Origin of the sequence: Rhodococcus sp. YL-1 (assembly GCF_001942025.1) — a bacterium.
Lineage (GTDB): Bacteria > Actinomycetota > Actinomycetes > Mycobacteriales > Mycobacteriaceae > Rhodococcus_F > Rhodococcus_F qingshengii.
In genome coordinates this window covers 2,707,133-2,728,695 of record NZ_CP017299.1, presented here as the reverse complement: position 1 = coordinate 2,728,695, position 21,563 = coordinate 2,707,133, and the positions used below count along the sequence as shown (strand labels likewise).

The window sequence follows — 21,563 nt, the reverse complement described above, 5'->3', positions numbered from 1 at the left end:
TTTCAACTGTGTGGTTTTCGAACTATGTGGCCGTGCGTTTCGACAAATGGCTGTCGAGCAGCGGGGCGATCGCCGCCCACCCGGCTGGGGTCACCAATCCGGCGTGGTCGTACGGCAGATGGTGTACTGCCATGTCCCGGTCCCCGCGGACTCTGCGCCAGCGATCGGCCAGCAGCTGTCCGGACGCCTCGGCGTCGGCGGTGATCAGAGTAACCGGTCCGTCGTAGGTTGTGTCGGTCGAACTGGCCACGAGCAAACGAGTGGCATCAAAACCCGCCCGAACAGCGTCGACCAGTCCCGTTGCCTGAGTGAGGATCTCGGGTGGCAGGGCGGCGGCCAGATCTCGGTCGTCGGCATCGTCGCGACCGTGATCGTCACGATCTCCCAGTGGATGAGTATCGATCAGACCGGCGAACTCCACCGTCTCGCCGATATCGACCAGCTGAGCCGCCATCGCGGCAACGACGTTGCCACCGAACGAGTAGCCGAGCAGGTGGTACGGCCCGCTCGGTTGCACGCCGCGAATCGTGTCGACGTACATCGCTGCCAGTTGGTCCACGTTCGTCGGTTCGAGTGGCTCACCGGCAATTGTGGGCAGTTGCAGGCCGAACAGTGGACGGTCGGCATCGAGAACACCGGTCAAAGGCGCAAAGGGCCAAGCGAATCCACCGGCCGGATGCACGCAGAACAGTGGTTCTCCGCTGCCTTCGGCTCGCAGTGTCAGGAGGCGATCGCGACTCAGATCGATTTCGGACGCCGACTCGTCAAGGTGTACTGCAAGTTCTGCAACTGTCGGACGGGCCATCAGCGTTCCCACACCGACGCTCACCGACAGGTCGTGCTCCATCTCCCCCACCAGTCGCATAGCTCGAAGCGAGTCGCCGCCGAGATCGAAGAAACTCTCTTCGGGATCGACTGCCTCGACGCCGAGTACCCGCGCAAAGACCTGGCACAGTTGCCTTTCCATCTCGGTTCGCGGTGCTCGGGCCGCTGCTCGGGCGGGGGGTGCCGGCAACGCACCGCGGTCCAGTTTTCCGTTGGGCGTCAACGGGATCGAATCCACGACGACGATGTCCGACGGAACCAGGTGTGCCGGTACGCGTTCCCGCAACGCAGCTCGCAGATCGACTGGATCAGCGCCGGGTTCTTCGATGACGTAGCCGACCAGTCGCGGCGGCGCACCGCCTTCGCTACGGACTGACGCTGCCGCTCGCAACACTCCCGGCAACGACGCCAGCGCGGATTCGACTTCACCCAATTCGATCCGAATGCCTCGGATCTTGACCTGATGGTCTGCGCGACCCAGATATTCGAGTTCACCGTCGCGGCGACGCAGTACAACGTCACCCGTGCGGTACATGCGCTTGCCGACGGAGTAGGGATCAGCAACGAACACAGCGGAGGTCAACGCGGTCCGGTGAAGGTAACCCATCGCCGTTCCGTCTCCGGACATGTACAGCTCGCCCGCCGCTCCGATCGGTACCTCCCGCAGACCCGAATCGAGTACCCGCGCAGACGCGTTCAGAATCGGACGACCCAAGCAGGGTGTCTCGCTCCCCTGAACCGGGGATCCCATCGCATTGATCGTGAACTCCGTCGGCCCGTAAAGGTCGTACCCGTCGACACCGTCCTGATCGCGCAATCGCGACCACAACTCGGCAGGTACAGCTTCTCCGCCGAGCATCACCAACACCGGCGTCCGCTCACCGTCGAGGAGACCGGCGGCCATCAGTTCCCGTGCATACGAGGGGGTTACATTCACGACGTCGATACCGACTTCGCGGTAATGCTTCACCAGAGACGCGGGGTCCAGTCGCGCCTGCTCGTCGATCACGTGAACTTCGTGCCCCGCGAGCAACCAGAACAGTTCCTCCCACGACATGTCGAACGAGAACGAGACTGTATGCGCGATGCGCAGACGTCGGCCACCCACACTGTTTTCGGTCGGAGTGAATATCTCGGCCTTGTGATTGTGATACATCGTCGTCAACCCGCGGTGACCCACCACGACGCCCTTGGGTTTTCCGGTACTGCCCGAGGTGTAGATGACGTAGGCAGGCTGGTCCGGTGAGGTCGGCCCGCAGACCGCAGCCTCGTCGACAACTGGTGCCGAAGACTGCCCGTCGAGTACTCCGGCCACGTCCGGGTCGTCGAGGACCAGACATGGCTGTCCATCGGGAACAACGAGGTCACGCGTCTGAGTCGTGGTGACTACCAGCGCCGCATCGCTGTCGAGGATGAGTTCGCGCAGGCGTGCCGGCGGGTGAGCCAGATCCAAGGGAAGGTAGGCCGCTCCGGTTCTCATGACGGCGAAGATTGCGACGACGTGATCGGCAGTACGCGGAAGCGCGAGCGCGACAACACGGGTCGGTCCCCCGCCTGGTACCGACTGCCCCAGCGCCGAAGCGAGTATCCGTGCCAGTCTGTCCACCCGAGAGTTCATCTCGGCTGCGCTCAGTGTGACGTCTCCGAAGACCAGCGCCGTCTCGTCCGGAGTTGCCGCTGCCCTTTCGCGCAGTAGTGCGTCCACGCTACCGCCGGCCTGGTCCGGCCGTGGCATCACGACGTGCTCCGAAGCGAATTCCGCGGGGGTGCGCGAAAGCGGAACCGCCGTGTCCGCCACCGTGGCGGTATCGGAATTCGCCATCACTTCGAGAATCGTGATGGTGCGGGACAGGATGTCCTGAGCCACGTCGTGCGGAATCAGGTCAGGACGGTTTTCGAGTGTGAGCGCCATCGCCGCGTCCCCGACACCCGGATCCACGTCGAGCGTGAGCGCATAGTGGGTGCCGTCCACTGCGTCGAACCCGACGATTCCACTGCGCCCGAACGTGTCTCGACGTGCCTGTTCGTCACGAGGCGTGTTGCGGAAGACGTAGAGCGTGTCGAACAGTGTTGCGAACCCAGCGCTTCGCTGCACGTCGCCGAGCCCGAGCTGGTGATGCCCCAGCAGCGAACCTTGTTCACGGAACAGGCGTCCGAGCAACGCCGAGATCTCCTCGCCTGGCCGGACCCGGACACGCACGGGAATGGTGTTGAGCGCCAATCCCACCATGCGGTCGGCGCCCTCGACCTCGGGTGAACGTCCCGAAACCGTCGATCCGAAGACCACGTCGTCACGGCCCGTCACGGCGCGCAATGCCAGACCCCACGCCGCAGAGACGACGGTGGACAGCGTCACTCCGCTACGTCTGGCCAACTCGCGTACGTGCTCGGTGATGCTCTGTTCGAGCTGAACCCGGGTGAACACCGGCAACGGAGCGCGCCCGCCTGATCCCGTACCACCCACGAGTATGGGTTGCTCGAGATCCGCGAGGTAGTCCTTCCAGGACGAGATGGCGTCCGTGCGATCCGCTTCGGCGATCCATCGCAGGTGATCACGGAAGTCCGCAGGCTTGTCGAGCGCGCCGTCGAGTCCAACCGGGTCCGTGCCGTGTGTGCGAGCAAACTCGTAGAGCGCAAACAACTCCGCGTACATCAAGGTCTGCGACCAACCGTCGGTCAGCAGGTGGTGCTGAGTGAAGACGAGGTGCGCTCCCCCACCTGGCAACCAGACCAACACCATTCGAATGAGTGGCGGCGCACTCAAGTCGAACAGCCTGCCGAATTCGGCCTCGTCGACGCCGCGGACCTCGATATCCAAGTTCTCGGGTGCGACTGCGCTCAGATCGACCTCACGGAAAGGCATTTCGGCTTCCCTGGGCACGAACTGCACCGGAGCGTCGAACCCGGCGTGTGTGAAACCGGCCCGCAAGTTCGGATAGCGTCGCAAGAGCGCATCCCCCGCTGCGCGGAGTGAGCGAACGTCGACGGCGGCATCGGCGGAGAACTCGAATCGCGGCTGCATGTGATAGACATCCGTGCCGCCGGCGCCGTCGAGAACCGACTGGAAGTACATGCCTTCCTGCAAGGGACCGAGTGGTAGCACGTCCTGCCAGCCCGGGCTCAGCGACTCGAGCCGTGCCCGACGATCCGCATCGACGGCCACGAGCGGACTCTGCACGCGATCCGGCGCGGTGTCGGGCAATGCCTTCCGGTCCACCTTCCCGTTGAGGGTGAGTGGTAGTGCCTCGAGCACCGTGATGGTCTGCGGCACCATGTGTTCGGGTAGGAGCTGCGCAATCTCCTTGCGCACCAGTACCGAATCGAGCGTGGTTGCACCTTCGGGAACCACATACCCGTGCAAACTTCCGGTACCCGCCGCATCGACGCGAACGGTGGCTGCCGCGCGGAACACACCTGCCACCGATCCGAGCGCGCCTTCGACTTCGCCGAGCTCGATGCGGAAACCGCGAACCTTCACCTGATCGTCCGCACGACGAAGGAAGTGCAAAACCCCTCGCCGGCGTCGGACCAGATCGCCGGTGCGGTAGAGGCGTGCCCCCGGCAGAGAAGGATCGGCGACGAACCGAGCGACGGTCAGATCGGGGCGGTTCAGGTATCCGCGGACCACCTGCGCACCGCCCAGATACAGCTCGCCCGCAACGCCTTCCGGAACCTCACGCAGGTCGTCGTCGAGGATTCGCACGTGCACATCGGTCCAGGGCTGACCGATCGTGACTCGGTCGCCGGTCGTGATGACCGAAGATGTCGCCCACACCGTGGCCTCGGTGGGTCCATAGACATTCCGGACCGAAGCAGCGTTGGCCACCAGATCGTCGGCCAGATCCTGCGGGAGGGCTTCCCCTCCCACCAGGGCTCGCACCATGGCGAGTCCGACTGCGTTCTCGTGTTCGGTGACCACTCGCCACAGCGCCGGCGTTGCCTGCATCACTGTCGCATCGCTTGCGATGATCAACGCCGACAACGCATCCGGATCGCGAACCGTCCTGCGGTCTGCGATCACGACAGTCGCGCCCGCCGCGAGCGGGCACAGCAACTCCAGTGCCGCGATGTCGAACGACACCGTTGTCACCGCGACGATGCGATCGCCCGGCCTGATCCAGCAATCCTCGAGTACCGTGTCCGCGAAGGCTGCGAGGTTGCCCGTCGAGACCATCACGCCCTTGGGGCGACCCGTCGAACCGGAGGTGTGGATCATGTAGGCGAGGTGATCACCCGCCGCGGGCGGCGGAGGAAGCACGACACCCGAGTTGGTGAACTCACCGTCCACGAAGACACACGTGGCGACCGTCAACGGAAGTTGCCCGGCGCTGTCGATACTGGTCAGGACACACACCGGAGCCGCGTCCTCGATCATGAACTCGAGCCGCTCAGTCGGGTAATCGACGTCGAGTGGCAGGTACGCAGCGCCGATGCGCAGTACCGCGAGCAGTCCGGCCACCAGATCCGCATTTCGATCCAGCGCGACGGCGACTACCTTCTCGGGTCCGGCGCCGACCGCGAGAAGTTCGCGGGCCAGCTCGTCGACGCGCGCCGACAGTTCCCCGTAGGTAATTCCGACCTCGCCGGAGATCACCGCGATGTCGTCGGGGTGGCGGCTGACGTGTCGAGCGAACAACTGCGAGATCCCCGACGGCGGCGTCGCGCGTCGGCCCGGGTCGCGATCCGGCTTGTTTTCCGCCAGTCGCAGATCCGCGACGACAGTGCTGATTTCGTGACCGAGGACCGCGATCACACCGTCGAGCAATGCGTCCGCAGTCGCGGCGTCGAACAGCCCGGCATCAACCGTCAATCGAAGTTCTGTTGCGGTTCGGACGAATTCGAGGTCGACGCTCTTTCCGGGCGAGTGACCGACACGGGCAGCGAACAGGCTGCTCGTCGGACGCCCGAGTAGATCGGCGATTCGGTCGAGGCTGACATCGGAATGCGCAAGTGCCTCGGAGACAGCGTTTTCGACTCGCCGAACGACATCGGCAATTCTCGGCCGACCGGACAGGTCGACCCGAATCAGGGTGTCAGTCCCTTCCGAGACCAGTCCGACCGCAAGGTCCCGACCACCGCCGAAGCTGTTCAGCGTCGCCGCCACGGCGGCCAACAGCACCGCGTCGAATCCTGGTTCGTCACCGAACCGGGCATCGCGTAGCTGACGGAGGTAGGTGTGCGGGCGGTACTCTTCGCCGCGCGGGCGGTCATACGGAAGGTCCGTTTCGAGGGGCAGGTCCGCGAGCGTGCGAACCCAGTACCGCTCGTGATCAGGATTTCCCGCCACCGCCGGGGCGCGGAACGTCGCCACGGTCACGACGGGTCGATCGACGCCAACGACCGAATCCGGCGAGAACTTCGTCCGATCGACGCGTGCGGCCACGGCAAGACCGAGGGGGGTCGGGGTGTCGAAGACATCCGAGACGACGACGCGAATTCCCAGCTTGCGCAGGCTTCCCACCAACCGCATCGCAGTGAGCGAGTGACCGCCGAGAGTGAAGAAATTGTCGCCCGGATCGACGTCGGGAATCTCCAACACCGTTGCGACACAGGCGCACACTGCATCAACGACCGCGGGATCGACATCGATCGCAGGTTCGGACGCGGCCACCTTTTTCGTGACAGCGACATTTTTCGCGGCAGACACCGCATCGGCAACGGACGCTGCCTGTCGGACTACCGTGAGCACCGCGGATGCGGGAGCTGTCGGCTCGGTCAGCAACCCACGCAGGATCTCCGCGAGCCGTGTGACCATTCGCTCCGCCGTGGCGTCGGAGACAACTGCCGGATCGTGGTACAGAACCAGATCCAGACCGGTGCTCGGCGGCGCCATCAACGTCATCGGATAGTGCGTGACTCCGCGGTTGGTGAATCCCTCGACCCGCAGTGTGTGCGATGCAGGCTGTCCTGCACCGGAGTTCGGGAAGTTCTCGAACACCAGGAGCGTGTCGAACAGTTGCCCGATTCCGGCGATGCGTTCGATCTCGGCCAAACTGGTGTGTTCGACGTCCACGATGTCGAATTGGGCGTTCTGGAGATCGACGAACTGATCGAGCAAAGGCCGGTCCGCGACGATGTCGAGGCGGGCCGGAATCGTGTTGCTGAACAACCCGACCATTCCCTCCACCCCCGAGAGTTCGGCAGGTCGGCCGGACACCGTGGCCCCGAACACGACGTCCCACTGTCCTGTCGCTTCGGCGAGCGCTGCTGCCCACGCACCCTGAACCAGGGTGTTGACCGTCAGCGCTCGCGCACGGCCGAGTTCGATCAGCGCTTCGGCGTCCGATGTCGCGAGAGGAACCTCGAGCGCGACGGGCACACTTCGCGGCGCTCCGGCATCGGCAACGAGAGTCGGCGCGGTGAGCCCACGCAAACGCTCGCTCCACGCTGCGCGGGCAGAGTCCTGATCACGGCCGGCGATCCATGCCAAGTAGTCGCGATACGGCGTCGGCGCAGGGAGGCGGCTGTCGCCGTCGTGGTAGACGTTCATCAGCTCGCGCAGGACGATCGGAGTCGACCAACCGTCGGTGAGCAGGTGGTGCGCGTTGAGGACCAAACGGTGCACCCCGCCGGGCAGCCGAACCAGTAGTGCACGCAGCAGAGGCGGTGTACTGACGTCGAAGACATGCTTGGCGGCCTCGTCCTCGAGCTGATCTGCAGAGCGGAATGCAGTGTCAGCTGGAACGGAGGTCAGATCGACCGAACGCCACTCGACTTTTGCGCCGCGCGGAATGATCTGAACGGGCCGTTCGAACTGCTCGTAGTGAAAAGCTGCGCGAAGGTTCGGGTGCCTGTCGATCACGGTCTCGAACGCGTCGGCCAACTTCGCCTCGTCCAGTGGCCCGGAGAGGTCGAAGCGTGCAGTGAGCGTGTAGACGTCTGCGACTCCGTCACGGACCGCATGGAACAGGAGACCTTCTTGTAGCGGCGAGAGCGGAAGGACGTCGGCAAGCGGTCCGTGGACGGCTTCGAGTTCGTTGATCCCTGCCTGATCGACCACCGCGCCCTGGCCGAAGATCGTCGCCGAGCAATCGGAAGGCGTCAAACCACCCTCGAAGAGCGCGGCATGCGCGGTCAGGGCAGCGAGCGCACGTTCCCAATGCTCTTGCAGCTCGACGATCGTCGCGCCGTCGAGCACTGAACCCGCCGCAGTCCATTCGACTGCCAGCGTCGTCGAGTCGTCCTCTCGGACAAATGCGTTGAGCGCCAGCACTTCCGACATAACCTTCGTCGCCGGCTCGATGACCGCGAATGGATCCTGCTCCGGCAATCGCCATCCGGTTCCGGGCAAGGACGGGAAGCGGCCCAGATAGTTGAGCAGCAGTTCGGGTGTAGCGCACGCGGAAAGGTCAGGTGCGGTGTCGGGATCCAGATGCCGCAGAACTCCATAGCCGACTCCGCCTCCGGGTACGGCGCGTTTTGCCTCCTTCACCGCACGAAGGAGATGCCCCGCAGCTGCTCCGCCGCTCAGTGCGTCGGCAAGATCGTCTGCGGTGAGCAGTGCATCGGTGGGAACCCGGACGGGGAACTCACTGGTGAACCACCCGATGGTTCCGGCGAAGTCGGTGTCGCTGGTGAGCGCGTCGCGGCCATGACCTTCGACGGTAACTGTCTGCGCGGGCAGCCCGATGAGGCCGCGGCCGTGCTGCCATGAGCGCAAGGCAAGCATCAAACCCGAGAGAAGCACTTCGTCGGCCTTGGCTCGATACGCCGCCGGAAGCGTGGTCAACAGCGCGTCGGTGACGGCCGGGGGCGCAATGGTTGTCGTGCGAGAGGCGGTTGCGGTCACGTCGATCTTCGGGTCGAGACGACGACTGCCGATCGGCTCGTCGTCCGCCTGTACCGACGCGGACTTCCAGTACTCGAGCTCTGACGCCCTGCTGCCAGAGGCCCCGAATTCCGCGAGCAACCCTGCGTATCGACGCCACGAACTTCCGCCTGCAGCCAACCGGGCCGACCTACGCTCGCGCGCTGCATCGGTAGCTTCGTGGAGGTCTGGAAGCAGAATTCGCCAGGACACACCGTCGACGATCAAATGGTGAGCCACGACGATCAATTGGTCGGGTCGACCGGCCTCGGTATTGACCAGTACGACTCGCAGGAGTTCACCGGCGCGTGGGTCGAGACTCGCCGCCGACGCCTCCGCGAGCTCTCTGATCCGGGACGGCTCGGAGGTGTCGGACACCTCGCGAACGAGTCCCTCGCTGCGCACTGCACCGGCGTCCCGGACGATCAATTCGGCAGTGCCGCTGTCGTTGTCACGGCGCAGGAGCAGGCGTAGAGCGTCATGGTGATCGAGGATCGTCTGCACGCCGGACTGCAGGTCACCCAGTGAAAGGCTGTCGTCGATGCGCACTGCGGTCCATTGCGCGTAGCCCGCGATTGCCTCGTCTGTCGGATTCTTGTCGATCAGTGCTCGAACGATCGGCGGGGCGATCACGGTGCCGGTCGCCACGTCCGCAACCGAGGCTACGGCGTCGGCGTCATCGGCAATCTCACGCGCCGCAGCGGCGATGGTTCCCAGATCTCGCTGTGCCAGTAGTTCTTTGGGAGCAACGATCAGACCACGCACCCGCAGTCGACTGCTGACACTGATTGCCGTGATGCTGTCACCACCGAGGCCGAAGAAATCCTCGTCCACGCCGACGCGTTCGCGGCCGAGCACCTCGGCCACCACGTCACAGAGGATTTCCTCGTGTGGTGTGGATGCAGCGCGACCTTCCGATTCGGCAGCCGGGGCAGGTAGTGCCGCACGATCGAGCTTTCCGTTCACCGTGACGGGCAGTTCGTCCAGAACGACGATTGCGGCGGGAACGAGATGATCCGGTACGCGACCGGCGAGGTCACGGCGCAATTCTTCCTGCGGCGGAAGCGTCGCGCCGGCGGCGGCTACAACGTAGCCGACGAGGCTGGGCCGTCCCCCATCCGTACGGATCAGCGCGGCAGCGGCGCCGATTCCGGGTACCGATCCGAGAACAGCCTCGACCTCGCTCAACTCGACTCGATGTCCGCGAATCTTCACCTGCTTGTCGCTGCGACCGATGAAGTCGTAGCCCCGCCCCGGCACCCACCGCGCCACGTCCCCGGCGCGGTACATCAGATCTCCCGGAGCCCCGAAAGGATCTGCGACAAAACGCTCGGAGGTCGCGCCGGCGCGGCCGAGGTAGCCCCTGGCCAATTGCGGTCCGGCCAGGTAGAGCTCACCTCGTTCACCGTCGGCGACCGGCTCGAGCGCGCTGTCGAGCAGGTACGCACGGGTACCCGCGAGGGGGTACCCGATACGCGGTCCGGCACCTTCGACCGTGGTCGCGATCGCGTCGACCGTCGTTTCGGTGGGGCCGTACAGGTTTCGAGCCGGAACACCGGATTCGATGATCGCGTCCCACAGTGCGGGCGGTGCCGCCTCGCCACCCACGACGAGGAGCTGCAACCGATGCGTACGCAGCAACCCGTTGTCCACCATCGCTGCCGCCATCGACGGCGTCGTGTCGACCACGTCGACGCGATCTCGCTCGAACGCCGCGACCAGAGCAACCGCGTCCTTCTGCAGTTCCTCGTCGTATACGTGCACACGATGACCACACAGCAGCCACAACAGTTGATCGAGAGACGCATCGAAGGCGAACGACGCTGTGTGCGCGGTGTGCAGTTGGCGGTTCCCGACGCGCTCGGCGGTGTCCCGGTAGATGGTGGCGCGATGGTGGTGAAGCAGGTGCGCCAATCCACCGCCTCTGACCAGCACACCCTTGGGCTTGCCTGTCGATCCCGAGGTGTAGATGACATACGCCAGGTGATCACCATGCCGTGCTGTCGCCAGTTCACCGAGTTCGAGTGGAAGCTCGGAATTAGCACGGAGTTCTTCGCGGACTGCGTCGGAATCGATGACGAGGGGGTCGGGCCGAAAACCTCCGACGAGTTGCTCGGCCAGAGTGGAAGTGGTGATCACGACCTTCGGCTGCGCATCGTCGATCAGATCTCGCAACCGCTCGGCCGGGTGCTGCGGATCCAGGGCCACGTACGCTGCGCCCGCGTTCAACGTCGCGAGCAGAGCCACCACCATCTCGGAAGTACGCGGAAGCGCAAGTCCGACAATGTCGTCCGGGCCGACATCGCGGGCCCGAAGCAACCGGGCGAGCTTGTGGACGCGGCCACCGAGTTCTTCGCCTGTCACTGTTTCGTCACCGCACACGAGGACTGTGTCATCCGCGTGCTCGACGACGATGCGGTCGAACACGTCGGGAACGAGTTCGACCGAGCCGGGCAGCGGTGCAGTTTCGCGGCCGGCGAGAATCCGCGCGGCTTCGGCCGCAGGCATCATCTCCACCTGACCGACGGCAGGATCTCCCTCCCCGACCATCGCGTTGACGATGCTGACGAAACCGGCGAGGCGACGCTGAACCGATTCCCGAGTATTGGTACGCGCGTCCACTTCGAATCCGAGTAGAACTTCGCCGTCCGCAATGGGCGTCACCGTCAAACCCAGGTCCTCCGGCGGTCCCCCGGCGACGTTACGCAGTACACCCACAGCGCCGGCGAAATCGAGGGCGAAGTCGAAAGCCTTGAGATTGATTCCGATCCCGTGAAGCAGTGCGCCGGTGCCGGCGACGCCCAGGTCCCGAGCAAGATTCTCACCGCGGTAGCGCTGGTGTGCGCGCAGGCTTTTCATCGTGGCGGCCACCTGCTTGCTCAGGTCACCGAGTCGATCGTGGCTGCGAATCGTCAACCGGAGAGGCAGAACGTTGACTGCCATGGCCGGCGTCTTGAGTGCCGTGCGGCCTACGCGCGCCATGAGTGGCATCGCGATGACAACATCCGTCTCGCCGAGCAGTCGGTGGAGAAACGCGCCGTAGCAGGCGATCAGTGCCTCGGCCCACGTTGTTCCCGTCGCGTCTGCCACCTCTTTGAGGCAGCTGAGGGCGTCGGCGGTAATGACCTCGCGAACCTGGATCGTTCGTTCCGCCGGACCGGTGACCTGCTGGCCGCGTCCGTCCAACGCGGGCAACGGCGTCAGGACATCACGCCAGTAGTCACGATCTTCCGCGAACTGCTCGCCAGCCCGGTACGCCTCGTCCTCGCTGACCAGATCTGTCATAGAACCGAATCGCGTTGGCGCGACCTCGGTTCCCTTCTTCGCGGCCGTGTAGTGCGCGGCGACTCGGCGCGAAATCATTGCTGCGCTGTATCCGTCGACGATCAGGTGGTGATAGAGCTGAATGCACCAGATCTCGCGATCGGAGAGCCTGATCAGCGAGTAGGTGTACAGCGGACGCTCCACCATCAGGCGGCAGTACTCGGACGCCCGGCTGCGCTCGGCGTCGACCAGTGCGTGCGCCACGGCTACGGGATCGCGCTCGTCACGGACGTCGGTGATCGGGATGATGCCAACCGGCTCGTCGGAGATGTACTGACGCGGGCCGTCCGCCGTCTCGATCATCCGCAGCCGCATGGTTTCGGCTTCACCGATCGTCGCCGTGATGGCGGCTGTCAGCAGTTCGGTGTCGATCGGTTCGTCGCCCGAGATTTCGAGCACCTCACCGACGAGGTAGCTCCGAGATTCGGGATCAAGCCTCTGTGCGTTCCAAATCCCGAGTTGAGCTCCTGTGAGAGCAAACGTAGCTTCGCTCGCCGCTCCGGAGTTCGAACCTGGAAGAACGCTCACACTGATCCCCTCGTCTGTGGACACACGTCACCCAAGGGTGACCTAACGTCGTTTTGGGTAGCCTAAACTAAATGTCAATGAATCGGGGAATCCGCCTCGCCGGTGACCCGAGAACCGACGGCTCCCGACGCGTCAATCAGAGGACACGCGCTTCTACAACCGCTTGCGGGACAGTCTCTTTCGTGAATCGAAACGAGAAAGTGAAGGCTAGTCCATCAGCGTTGCCGCGACGGTTCCGCCCAGTTCATAACAACCATCGCGGACAGATTTGTCCACGCTCACAGTCACTTCGAGCGGATCCGCCACCGCGACCAATCCGAGCCCGGTGGCGAGTTTGCGCACCGAGGACACTGCACCGGCAGTGTCGTTGTTACCGTGAACCCACAGGCCGTACGGTCGATCCGAAACCGCGCCGAGGCATTGGTAGTACGTGGTGTCGAAGAAGTATTTCAGCGCGCCCGACATGTAACCGAAATTGGCGGTGGTTCCGAAAAGATAGCCGTCAGCAGCGAGGACGTCGGGCACCGTCGCCGCCAACGCCGGCATCACCTTCACCTCGACGCCCTCGATCTCGGGATCGCGAGCCCCGGCCAGGACTGCATCCAACAATTCGTGGGTTGTCGGCGAGGGCGAGTGGTGAACCACCAACAGAGTCTTCACACATCTGACAATACGGCGACGGGTGGCGCACCCGTCGCCGTTCACGCCTACGCCGAAACGGTTTCCGCGCTCATCGCCTTGACCAGGTCGTCGGTTCGGGTGACCGAGGCGCAGCGCCCGGCCGCGTACTCGAGCGCACCGACATGCTCGTCCAGGGAGAAGTCGGCTACCGCGTCGCCCACGAAGAAGATCTGCACGTCTTGCATGAACCCGTCCAAAGCGGTAGTCAGGCAACCGATGTGGGCATAGATTCCGGTGATGATCAGCTGGTCACGCCCACTCTCGCGCAGCCGCTCACGCAGATCCGTCTTGATGAAGGCGCTGTAGCGCCATTTTGTGAGCATCACGTCGTCCGAATGCGGAGCCAACTCGGCGATCACGTCGGTGTGAGCGGGATCTGCCTTCAGACCCGGTCCCCAGAAATCCGACAGCAACGCACGCTCCTCGGGATCCTGATCACCGGGTTGCGCGGTGTAGACGATCGGGATTCCGGCAGCTCGCGCCGACGAACGAAGCCGGTCGATGTTCGGAACCACGGTTTGGAGCGGGTCGACGCTTCGGTCGTACGCGTTCACGAAATATTCCTGCATGTCGTGCAGAAGCAACACCGCTCGGGAAGGATCGAGAGTCCAGTCGACCCGATTTTGCGGAAACTCGGTGGGCATCTCGTATCGCACTGCTGTGGGTAGCGCCATGATGAATCTCCTCGAAAATGTGGGGGTGGGAACCGATCAACTCGACAGAGTCTGTGCGGCAATCGATTCGCTGAGAACACGGCGCAAGGCCGCCTTGCTGGTCTTTCCGACGCCGGTGACGGGGAACTCGGTCACGAACTCCACTCGATCCGGAACCTTGTACGCCGCAACGCCTCGGCCTCGTATGTATCGCTTGATCTCGCCGACGGTCGGGGCATCTCCGGAAATCACCAGAACAGCACAGGTTCGTTCGCCCAGGTACTCGTCGGGAACGGCGACGACGGCCGCATCGTGGACAGCCGGATGCGAGAGCAGGTGGTTCTCGATCTCCTCGGCCGCAACCTTCTCACCGCCGCGGTTGATCTGGTCTTTTGCGCGCCCCTCGACTATCAGATGTCCTGAATCGGTGACGCTGACCAGATCGCCGGTGCGATAGAAACCTTCGGCGTCGAAGACCTCGGCATTGTGCGCATCCGCCCGGTAATAGCCGCGGATCGTGTACGGACCCCGAGTCAGTAAGTGCCCCGTGGTTCCGGGCGCGACGAGCGCGCCTTCGTCGTCGACCACACGAACCTCGTCGTCGGGTGAAATGGGCCGGCCCTGAGTGCTGACGATCAATTCTTGCGTGTCGTCGAGGCGGGTGTAGTTGACCAGCCCCTCGGCCATCCCGAACACCTGCTGGAGGGTGCAGCCCAACTCCGTGGGTACGCGTGCAGCGGCTTCGGCGCTGAACTTCGCTCCGCCGACGCCGAGAACCCGCAAGCTCGACAGATCGTGATCTGCCTTACTGGGGGCGGCCATCCAGGCCAACGCGATCGGTGGAACCAAGGAAGCGTGCGTGACTCGCTCTGATTCGATCAGACCGAAAGCTGTGGAGGGCATGGTGTCCGGCGCCAGAACCACGGAGCCGCCCGCGTGGAGAACGCCCAGGATGCCCGGCGAACTCATCGGAAAATTATGCGCTGCAGGAAGAACCACCAACATGCGCGTCGAGTCGTCGACGCCACGGATCGGGTTGGACGCTCGCACCGAGTAGAGGTAGTCGGCGTGCGTTCGCGGAATCAGCTTCGGAACACCGGTCGTGCCACCGGAAAGCTGAAGAAAGGCGACCGACAACGGATCGACGTCGGCAAGAACGGGAACCTCGTATCCGCGCAGCGAATCGAAACCGACAAACTCTTCGGGGTCACCGGCCACGATCACAACAGGCGGAGTCTCGAGGCCTTCGTTCACCTCACGCGCCAGCGCGCGGTAGTCGAACCCGCCATGACGGTCGGCGACGATATAGGCAGCGACATCAGCGAACTGGCAGAAGTATCCGATTTCGGTTCGGCGATGCGCCGGCAACCCGAATACCGGCAGGGCGCCGAGCTTCAACACACCGAACAATGCTTCGACGTATTCCACGATGTTCGGCAGCTGCAGAAGCACCCGGTCACCGGCGCGAACACCCAAGCCGGACAGGCCTCCGGCCACGGCCGAGCTGCGACGATCGAGGTCGGAATACGTCAGCCGTGTCTGTGTGCCAAAGGCATCGCTGCCGACCACCGCTTCGTTGTCGGGATGCCGTGCGGCCGCGGCCGTGACGAATCCGGCCAGCGTCTCGTCAGTCCAATAGCCTCGTTCCCGATAATACGTCACCAAATCGGGTGGATACTGTGCGACGGGTGCCAAGGGCTCGCGAGCGATCCTCGAGGTCATGCAAGTGACTCCTGTTCGAAAGTACTGTCAGCAAATACGTCTCACGCTTTGAGCGTCGCTCCACCGTCGACGTACAGCGCCTGCATGGTGATGTGGGCCGCCCGGTCGGACAGCAGGAAGTGCACCGAGTCCGCGATATCGTCTGCGGTGGCCAGTTTTCCGAGCGGAATACCCAGGCGATAGCTCGCCAGATTGCCTTCGATGACCGCGTCGGCACCCGAATCGTCGGAAGGGTCCGACCACAGTGACCGCTGCATCGCTGTGTCGGTGGATCCCGGAGCGACCACGTTGACACGAATGCCGTCAGTAGCCAGCTCCAGTCCAGCGGTTCGAACCAACATGGTGGCAGCAGCTTTGGACGAACCGTAAGCACCCATCCCGATACGTGGGACACCGGCCGCGTTCGACGAGACGACCACGATCGCCCCGGCCCGACGGCGACGCATTTCCAGTCCCACGCTTTGCAGCACGTTCAGCAATCCGAAGACGTTGACGCCGAATATCTTCCGCCACTGGTCCGGATCGGAGTCCAGCACCGATCCGGTGTCGAGAATTCCGGCGACGTGCGCGAGCGCGTCGATCCGGCCGAACGTGTCCATCGTCGAGGCCACTGCAGCGTCGACTGCCTGCCGATCGGTCACGTCCACGACGTGACTCTCGATATCGGCGCCTTCGACGATTGTTTCTGCCAATTCCGCAGTTACCCGCTTCAATTCGACGTCGTCGCGATCGAGCAACGCCAGCGAATACCCGTCGCGCGCAAGCGTACGGGCCACTGCGGCGCCGATCCCCGCCGCAGCACCGGTGACCACGGCGATTCGGCGCTCGCTCACTGCGGGCACAGGACCTGAACCCAGGCATTGATCGTGGGCTCTTCTGCCAACTCCGCGAAGTCGGCATCCGCGCCCGCTCCCCGCCACCGTTCGACGAGCGTCATCAAGCGAACCGAGTCAAGGCCTTCGTCACCCAGGTCCGCGTCGTCGCCGAGTTGTTCTGCCCTCATCGACAGAACCTCGGCGACGTCGCGCACGATCTGGTCACGGTCCACGGTGTTGCTCATCGGTCTCCTCGAGTAGTGGTCGACGCGCTCAGATCGAGCCAACCCAACCTCGTGTCGACCCCGTCCGCACGCCTTGACTTTAGGCCAGCCTAACCATAACGGTACGGAAGTACACAACCCGGACGCTCGCAACACAAATTCACCCAAACTAAGGCTAGCCTCAACATAACAAGCAATCTGTCGAACTGGAAGGGTGTCCATGTCAGCACTCGCCGAAGTCTCCGAATTCCCGTTGCGCAACAACCGGACTGACGATGAAACGGACTCCGTTTTCCTGCTCTCACGTAGGCAAACGTCGATCCGCACTTCGGGAGTAGTCGAAGAATTCGACTCGGCCTTCGACGCTGCCGAAGCCCTCAAGACCGGGCGCATCGACTCGGTCGTCGGCGCCCTGCCGTTCTCCCCGGAGACGCCGTCCGCGCTCACCGCGCCACTGAGTTTCACACGAGTCCGCGGTGATCTATATCACTCGAACATCCCGTCATTACCCACTTCGCGGGTAGCCGGATTCGAACCCAGCCCGCAGATCCACACCGACAGGGTCCGCGGAGCCATCGAACGACTTCGAGCAGGCGAACTCGACAAAGTTGTCCTCGCACGCTCCCTGACCATCGAGGCCGAGTCCACGATCTTCCCCGCCGCTCTGGCCGAGAAACTGATTGCACTCGATCACGCGCACAACGGTTTCTGCGTCGACCTGTCCCCCGCCGGAGGAAAGTACCGCGGGCGTTCGCTGGTCGGTTCGACGCCCGAGGTTCTGATCGAAAGGCGAGGCGGCGTCGTCACCTGCCACCCGCTGGCGGGCTCGATTGCACGCCATCCGAATTCGGATCAGGACGAGGCGAATGCCGAGCAACTCCGCGCGTCGACCAAAGATCTGGCCGAACACGCGTTTGTCGTCGACTCCATCAGCGCGATACTCGGACCACTGTGCACGTCCTTCAATGCACCCAGCGCACCGGAAATCCTTCGGACACCGCAACTGTGGCATCTCGGGACCAAGATCGAAGGTGTCCTGATCGACCCGAGCCTGACCTCGCTCGAACTCGCAATGGCGCTGCATCCGACTCCCGCTGTCTGCGGCACACCGACGGTCGCCGCACGCGAGCACATCACCGCAACCGAAGCCGATCGTGGGTTCTATGCCGGTGCCGTGGGCTGGTGCGACCGGACTGGAGACGGCGAGTGGATGGTAGCTATTCGTTGCGCCGAGATCGCAGCAGACGGCCTCTCGGCGCGGGCCTACGCCGGCGGCGGCATCGTCGCTACTTCCGACCCGGAAATCGAATTGAGAGAGACCAGTACAAAATTCCGCACGCTACTCAGTGCGTTCGACCTCGCTGAACATCATCTCTGACAGGGCGTCACTTCTTCGAGGTGTTCAGGGCAATCGCGGCGTGAACGAGTGCCTTGAACGCCTTTTCGTCGACGGCTTGGCCCTCGTGGAAATCGATCGCCCGTCGCGTATTGCCCTCGAGGCTGGAGTTGAAGAGTCCTGAAGCGTCGTCGAGTGATGCGCCTTTGGCAAAGGTCACCTTCACTGCGCTCTTGTAAGTCTCACCGGTACAGATCATTCCGGCGTGGTACCACACGGGAACACCTCGCCACTTCCATTCCTCCACCACATCCGGATCCACTTCTTTGATCAGAGTTCGTATCCGGGCGAGCATCTCGCCCCGCCAGTCTCCGAGTTCCTCGATTCGCTTGTCGATCAACCGAGACGGGGAATCTGCGCCTTGCTTGTCGGACTCACTCTTCGCCATCGCTTCGTCACTTCCTGCTCGTCGCCGCCGATCTCCGGTGAGTCGAGTATCCCCTCCTGCACGCGGATTCACTCGGTGAATCACTGACGCATCACGGCGTCTCGGCAGATGCGATTTCTTGCAGTTTCGGTCAAAGTGAGACGGACGTCCAGTATTCTCTGGGTACTAAGTCCCGATTCTTCGGCCTGGAGGACTGCATCGTGATCTGGAATCGACCGCTCACCCACTCAGTCGCTTGGGCTGCCGGATCGGTTGTTCTCGCCGCCGCGATTGTCGGCGTTCACACCGTTCCTGCGGCGGCGCAACAGGCCCGCGTCTTCGACGTACTGTGCACACCCACCGATGCAGGCCTTTCCGAGCTGTCCGGACTCACCGTCACCGCGGCCGGGATGTACGCAATCGGCGACAGCGGCTCCGACGATCGGGTCGCCGAACTCGATTCGAACTGCCACGTGCAGCGCTGGATCAGCGTGGGCACCCCTCGTGTCGACGTCGAGGATCTGTCGTCGACTCCCGACGGCCATCTGTGGCTGGCAGACATCGGCGACAACAACGCGGTACGAACGTCGGTCGGGCTGATCGAACTCGATCCGGCTTCAGGTGCGGCGACCTCCTACCCCCTGGTCTATCCCGACGGCGCGCACGACGCCGAGACACTACTGATCCAGAGCGACGGGGTTCCCGTCATCGTCACCAAGGACTACCTAGGTGCAAGCGTGGTCTACACAACCGCTGAGCGACAGCAGGTTCAGGATCTGAGTACGGGCTCGCCGACCATGTTGGCCAAAGTAGGTCAGCTCAGATTTACTCCCACCCTCACACCCGGTGGGCCCGTTCCCCACGCCGGAACGATGGCTGTCACCGGCGGCGCCGTGAGCAAGGACGGCACGGTGGTAGCGCTCCGCACGTATACCGACGCTTACCTGTACGCAGCTCCCGACGGCGATATCGTGAAAGCGTTGAACACCAACCCGATTCGCGTCCCCCTTCCCGACGAGCCACAAGGTGAGGCGATCGCGTTCGACGCTGCCGGTGATCTGATCAGTGGCTCCGAGGCATACCGAGGGCCATTACCACCAATCCGAATTCTTCGCGGCGCCAGCGACATCGCACTGTCGGGCGGAGCGAGCGGCTCTCTCGGGTCGTAGTCGATTCGCGTCCCCGGGAAAGCGGACAGGCGCCGCTATCATGGCCGAGTGAACAAACAACTTCGAGCGACAGTGGTGGTCTCGGCAGTTCTCGCACTGGCTTCGTGTGCGAATTCCCTCGAAGGATCACCGCGCCCGGATGCGTTTGTTCCGAGCATCGACAACCCGGATCCGTCCGAAGCCATCGACGGAGTTGTCACGGTCGACTACCCAGCAGCCCAACACGTACGCCCGAACGAACGCGTGGCGTACACATATTCACCGCCCTTCGGAGGCCGTCATGACTCGGTCTGGGCAAACTGCACCGGAGTTGTTTATCCACAAGCGATTCGGACCGAGAATGCGGTCCATTCTCTCGAGCACGGGGCCGTGTGGATCACGTACAACCCCGACCTCGTCTCGAGCGAGGATCAGGCTCGCTTGGCACAGCGAGTCGAGGGCATGAGCTACACGTTGATGTCGCCGTATCCGACCCTGGATTCGCCGATCTCGCTGCAGTCGTGGGGCCGTCAGCTCAAGCTCGACAACGCCGCGGACGCGCGCATCGATCAGTTCGTCTCGGCTCTGCGCGTCAACCCGAACACGTATCCCGAAGTGGGCGCGACCTGTTCGGTGCCGGTGACGGGCTTCGACCCGAACAACCCGCCGCCATTCGACCCCACCACTCCGGATCCGTCATCTCCCACAACCGTTCCGGAGCGGTAGCGTCTCAGCAGGCCCCGCTTCGCGGCGTAGACACCTACTTGCCTCGTGAACGGCGTTCCAGTTCGACTGCCCGTCGCATGGTTTCCCGAGCCCGGCTTCGGTCACCGGCATAGTCGTAGGCGCGAGCGAGTCGGAAGTTCTGCTTCCAGTTGTCCGGGTCTGCTTCCCAGTCGACCTTGATCTGGGCGAACAACTCGTCGGCGGCCGCTCGCTCGATCCGGCCCGAAGGCAATTTCGGAAGCGCAGACGCATCGACAGCGAGGCCCTCGTCGTGAATCTGCTGCGCGAGGCGCTGGTGCGTGAAGCCGGCACGGAGCGTGGCGATGACGAGCCACAGCCCCAGGAACGGCAGGATCAGCACGCCGATCCCGAGACCGATCGCGGCGCCGCCACCGTCCTGGATGAGCTGGATTCCGCGCTGGCCGAGCAGCACGAAGTACACCGCGAGCGCGATGCAAATCGCGACGATCAGTGCGACGGTGCGGGTGGTCTTGTTCATAGATCGAGAAAGGAATCGATACCGACCGTCAGACCCGGACGCGAGCCGATCTGGCGGACACCGAGCAGAACGCCCGGCGCGAACGAATTCCGGTCGATCGAGTCGTGGCGAATGGTCAGTGTCTCGCCCTGAGTTCCGAGAATCACTTCCTGATGCGCGACCAGTCCGGCCATCCGCACGGAGTGAACCCGGACGCCGTCGACGTCGGCTCCGCGCGCACCCTCGAGCTCGGTCGTGGTGGCGTCAGGGCTGCGTCCGACGCCTGCTTCCGCGCGAGCCTCGGCGATCATGGCGGCCGTTCGGTATGCGGTGCCCGAGGGAGCATCTGCCTTGTTGGGGTGATGGAGTTCGATGACCTCGACGGAATCGAAGAAGCGCGCCGCGGCAGCCGAGAAGCGCATCAACAGCACAGCACCGATGGCGAAGTTCGGGGCGATCAGAACACCCGTTGCCGGCTGGGCGTCGAGCCAGGACTGAACAGTCGCAAGCCTGGACTCGTCGAAACCGGTGGTGCCGATCACTGCATGAATTCCGTTGGCCACGAGGAATTCCAGATTTCCCATGACGACGTCGGGGTGCGTGAAATCGACCACTACCTGAGTGCGGGTGTCGACAAACGTCTCGATGCGATCACCGGTGTCGACCTGAGCGACGAGTTCCAGATCGGGAGCAGCTTCCACTGCCTCGCAGATCGCTCGACCGACCTTGCCCTTGGCTCCCAGAACCCCGACCCTGATGGGTGCTGCACTCACGTCTTCCACGCTCCGTCCGATGCATTGTTTGAGGTGAAGCCTACGCAATCACCCCGATGCGCTCACCATCAGTCGGGCGGGAGTTATGTCACCACT

General features: G+C 63.6%; 12 protein-coding genes. 3 read left to right on the top strand and 9 right to left on the bottom strand.

What is annotated here, in order from left to right; translation table 11 throughout:
- Positions 1-22: 22 nt before the first annotated feature.
- The 6 genes from BH682_RS12750 to BH682_RS12725 all read right to left on the bottom strand — a co-directional run bounded on the left by BH682_RS12750 (position 23) and on the right by BH682_RS12725 (position 16,600).
- Complete coding sequence (locus BH682_RS12750) at positions 23-12,484, bottom strand: non-ribosomal peptide synthetase (RefSeq protein WP_223304445.1); 12,462 nt, start codon at positions 12,482-12,484, stop codon at positions 23-25.
- A 207-nt stretch (positions 12,485-12,691) separates the two neighbouring features.
- Positions 12,692-13,144: a flavodoxin family protein gene (locus tag BH682_RS12745; protein ID WP_003942217.1), complete on the bottom strand. Its 453-nt coding sequence runs from the start codon at positions 13,142-13,144 to the stop codon at positions 12,692-12,694.
- A 47-nt stretch (positions 13,145-13,191) separates the two neighbouring features.
- Complete coding sequence (locus BH682_RS12740) at positions 13,192-13,839, bottom strand: isochorismatase family protein (RefSeq protein WP_003942132.1); 648 nt, start codon at positions 13,837-13,839, stop codon at positions 13,192-13,194.
- Between the two features lie 36 nt (positions 13,840-13,875).
- Positions 13,876-15,540 carry a (2,3-dihydroxybenzoyl)adenylate synthase gene (locus BH682_RS12735; protein WP_075833021.1) on the bottom strand — a complete coding sequence of 555 codons (1,665 nt, stop codon included), beginning with the start codon at positions 15,538-15,540 and terminating at the stop codon, positions 13,876-13,878.
- A gap of 41 nt (positions 15,541-15,581) precedes the next feature.
- The gene (locus BH682_RS12730) at positions 15,582-16,382 is read right to left on the bottom strand and encodes a 2,3-dihydro-2,3-dihydroxybenzoate dehydrogenase (RefSeq protein ID WP_003942103.1); all 801 of its coding nucleotides are present in this window, start codon (positions 16,380-16,382) and stop codon (positions 15,582-15,584) included.
- Positions 16,370-16,600, bottom strand: coding sequence for a phosphopantetheine-binding protein (locus tag BH682_RS12725; RefSeq protein WP_003942230.1), 231 nt, complete (start codon positions 16,598-16,600; stop codon positions 16,370-16,372). Before BH682_RS12725 ends, BH682_RS12730 begins: the two co-directional genes overlap by 13 nt.
- Positions 16,601-16,799: 199 nt before the next feature.
- Here BH682_RS12725 and BH682_RS12720 point away from each other — a divergent pair, with 199 nt between their 5' ends.
- Positions 16,800-17,957 carry an isochorismate synthase gene (locus BH682_RS12720; RefSeq protein ID WP_020969440.1) on the top strand — a complete coding sequence of 386 codons (1,158 nt, stop codon included), beginning with the start codon at positions 16,800-16,802 and terminating at the stop codon, positions 17,955-17,957.
- 7 nt (positions 17,958-17,964) lie between these two features.
- Here BH682_RS12720 and BH682_RS12715 read toward each other — a convergent pair whose 3' ends face one another.
- A complete protein-coding gene (locus BH682_RS12715) occupies positions 17,965-18,363 on the bottom strand; it encodes a DUF1801 domain-containing protein (RefSeq protein ID WP_007735116.1) in 399 nt (132 codons plus the stop codon).
- A gap of 200 nt (positions 18,364-18,563) precedes the next feature.
- Here BH682_RS12715 and BH682_RS12710 point away from each other — a divergent pair, with 200 nt between their 5' ends.
- Entirely contained in the window at positions 18,564-19,511 is a 948-nt protein-coding gene (locus BH682_RS12710) for a hypothetical protein (protein ID WP_058038678.1), read from the top strand.
- A gap of 48 nt (positions 19,512-19,559) precedes the next feature.
- A complete protein-coding gene (locus BH682_RS12705) occupies positions 19,560-20,216 on the top strand; it encodes a DUF3105 domain-containing protein (protein WP_075833019.1) in 657 nt (218 codons plus the stop codon).
- Positions 20,217-20,250: 34 nt separating this feature from the next.
- Here the strand turns inward: BH682_RS12705 and BH682_RS12700 are convergent, their stop codons facing one another.
- Together BH682_RS12700 and dapB are read right to left on the bottom strand one after the other, a co-directional pair.
- Positions 20,251-20,715, bottom strand: a complete 465-nt coding sequence (locus BH682_RS12700) for a hypothetical protein (RefSeq protein ID WP_003942246.1) — start codon at positions 20,713-20,715, stop codon at positions 20,251-20,253.
- Entirely contained in the window at positions 20,712-21,467 is a 756-nt protein-coding gene (dapB, locus tag BH682_RS12695) for a 4-hydroxy-tetrahydrodipicolinate reductase (RefSeq protein WP_007735114.1), read from the bottom strand. Before dapB ends, BH682_RS12700 begins: the two co-directional genes overlap by 4 nt.
- Positions 21,468-21,563 lie beyond the last annotated feature (96 nt).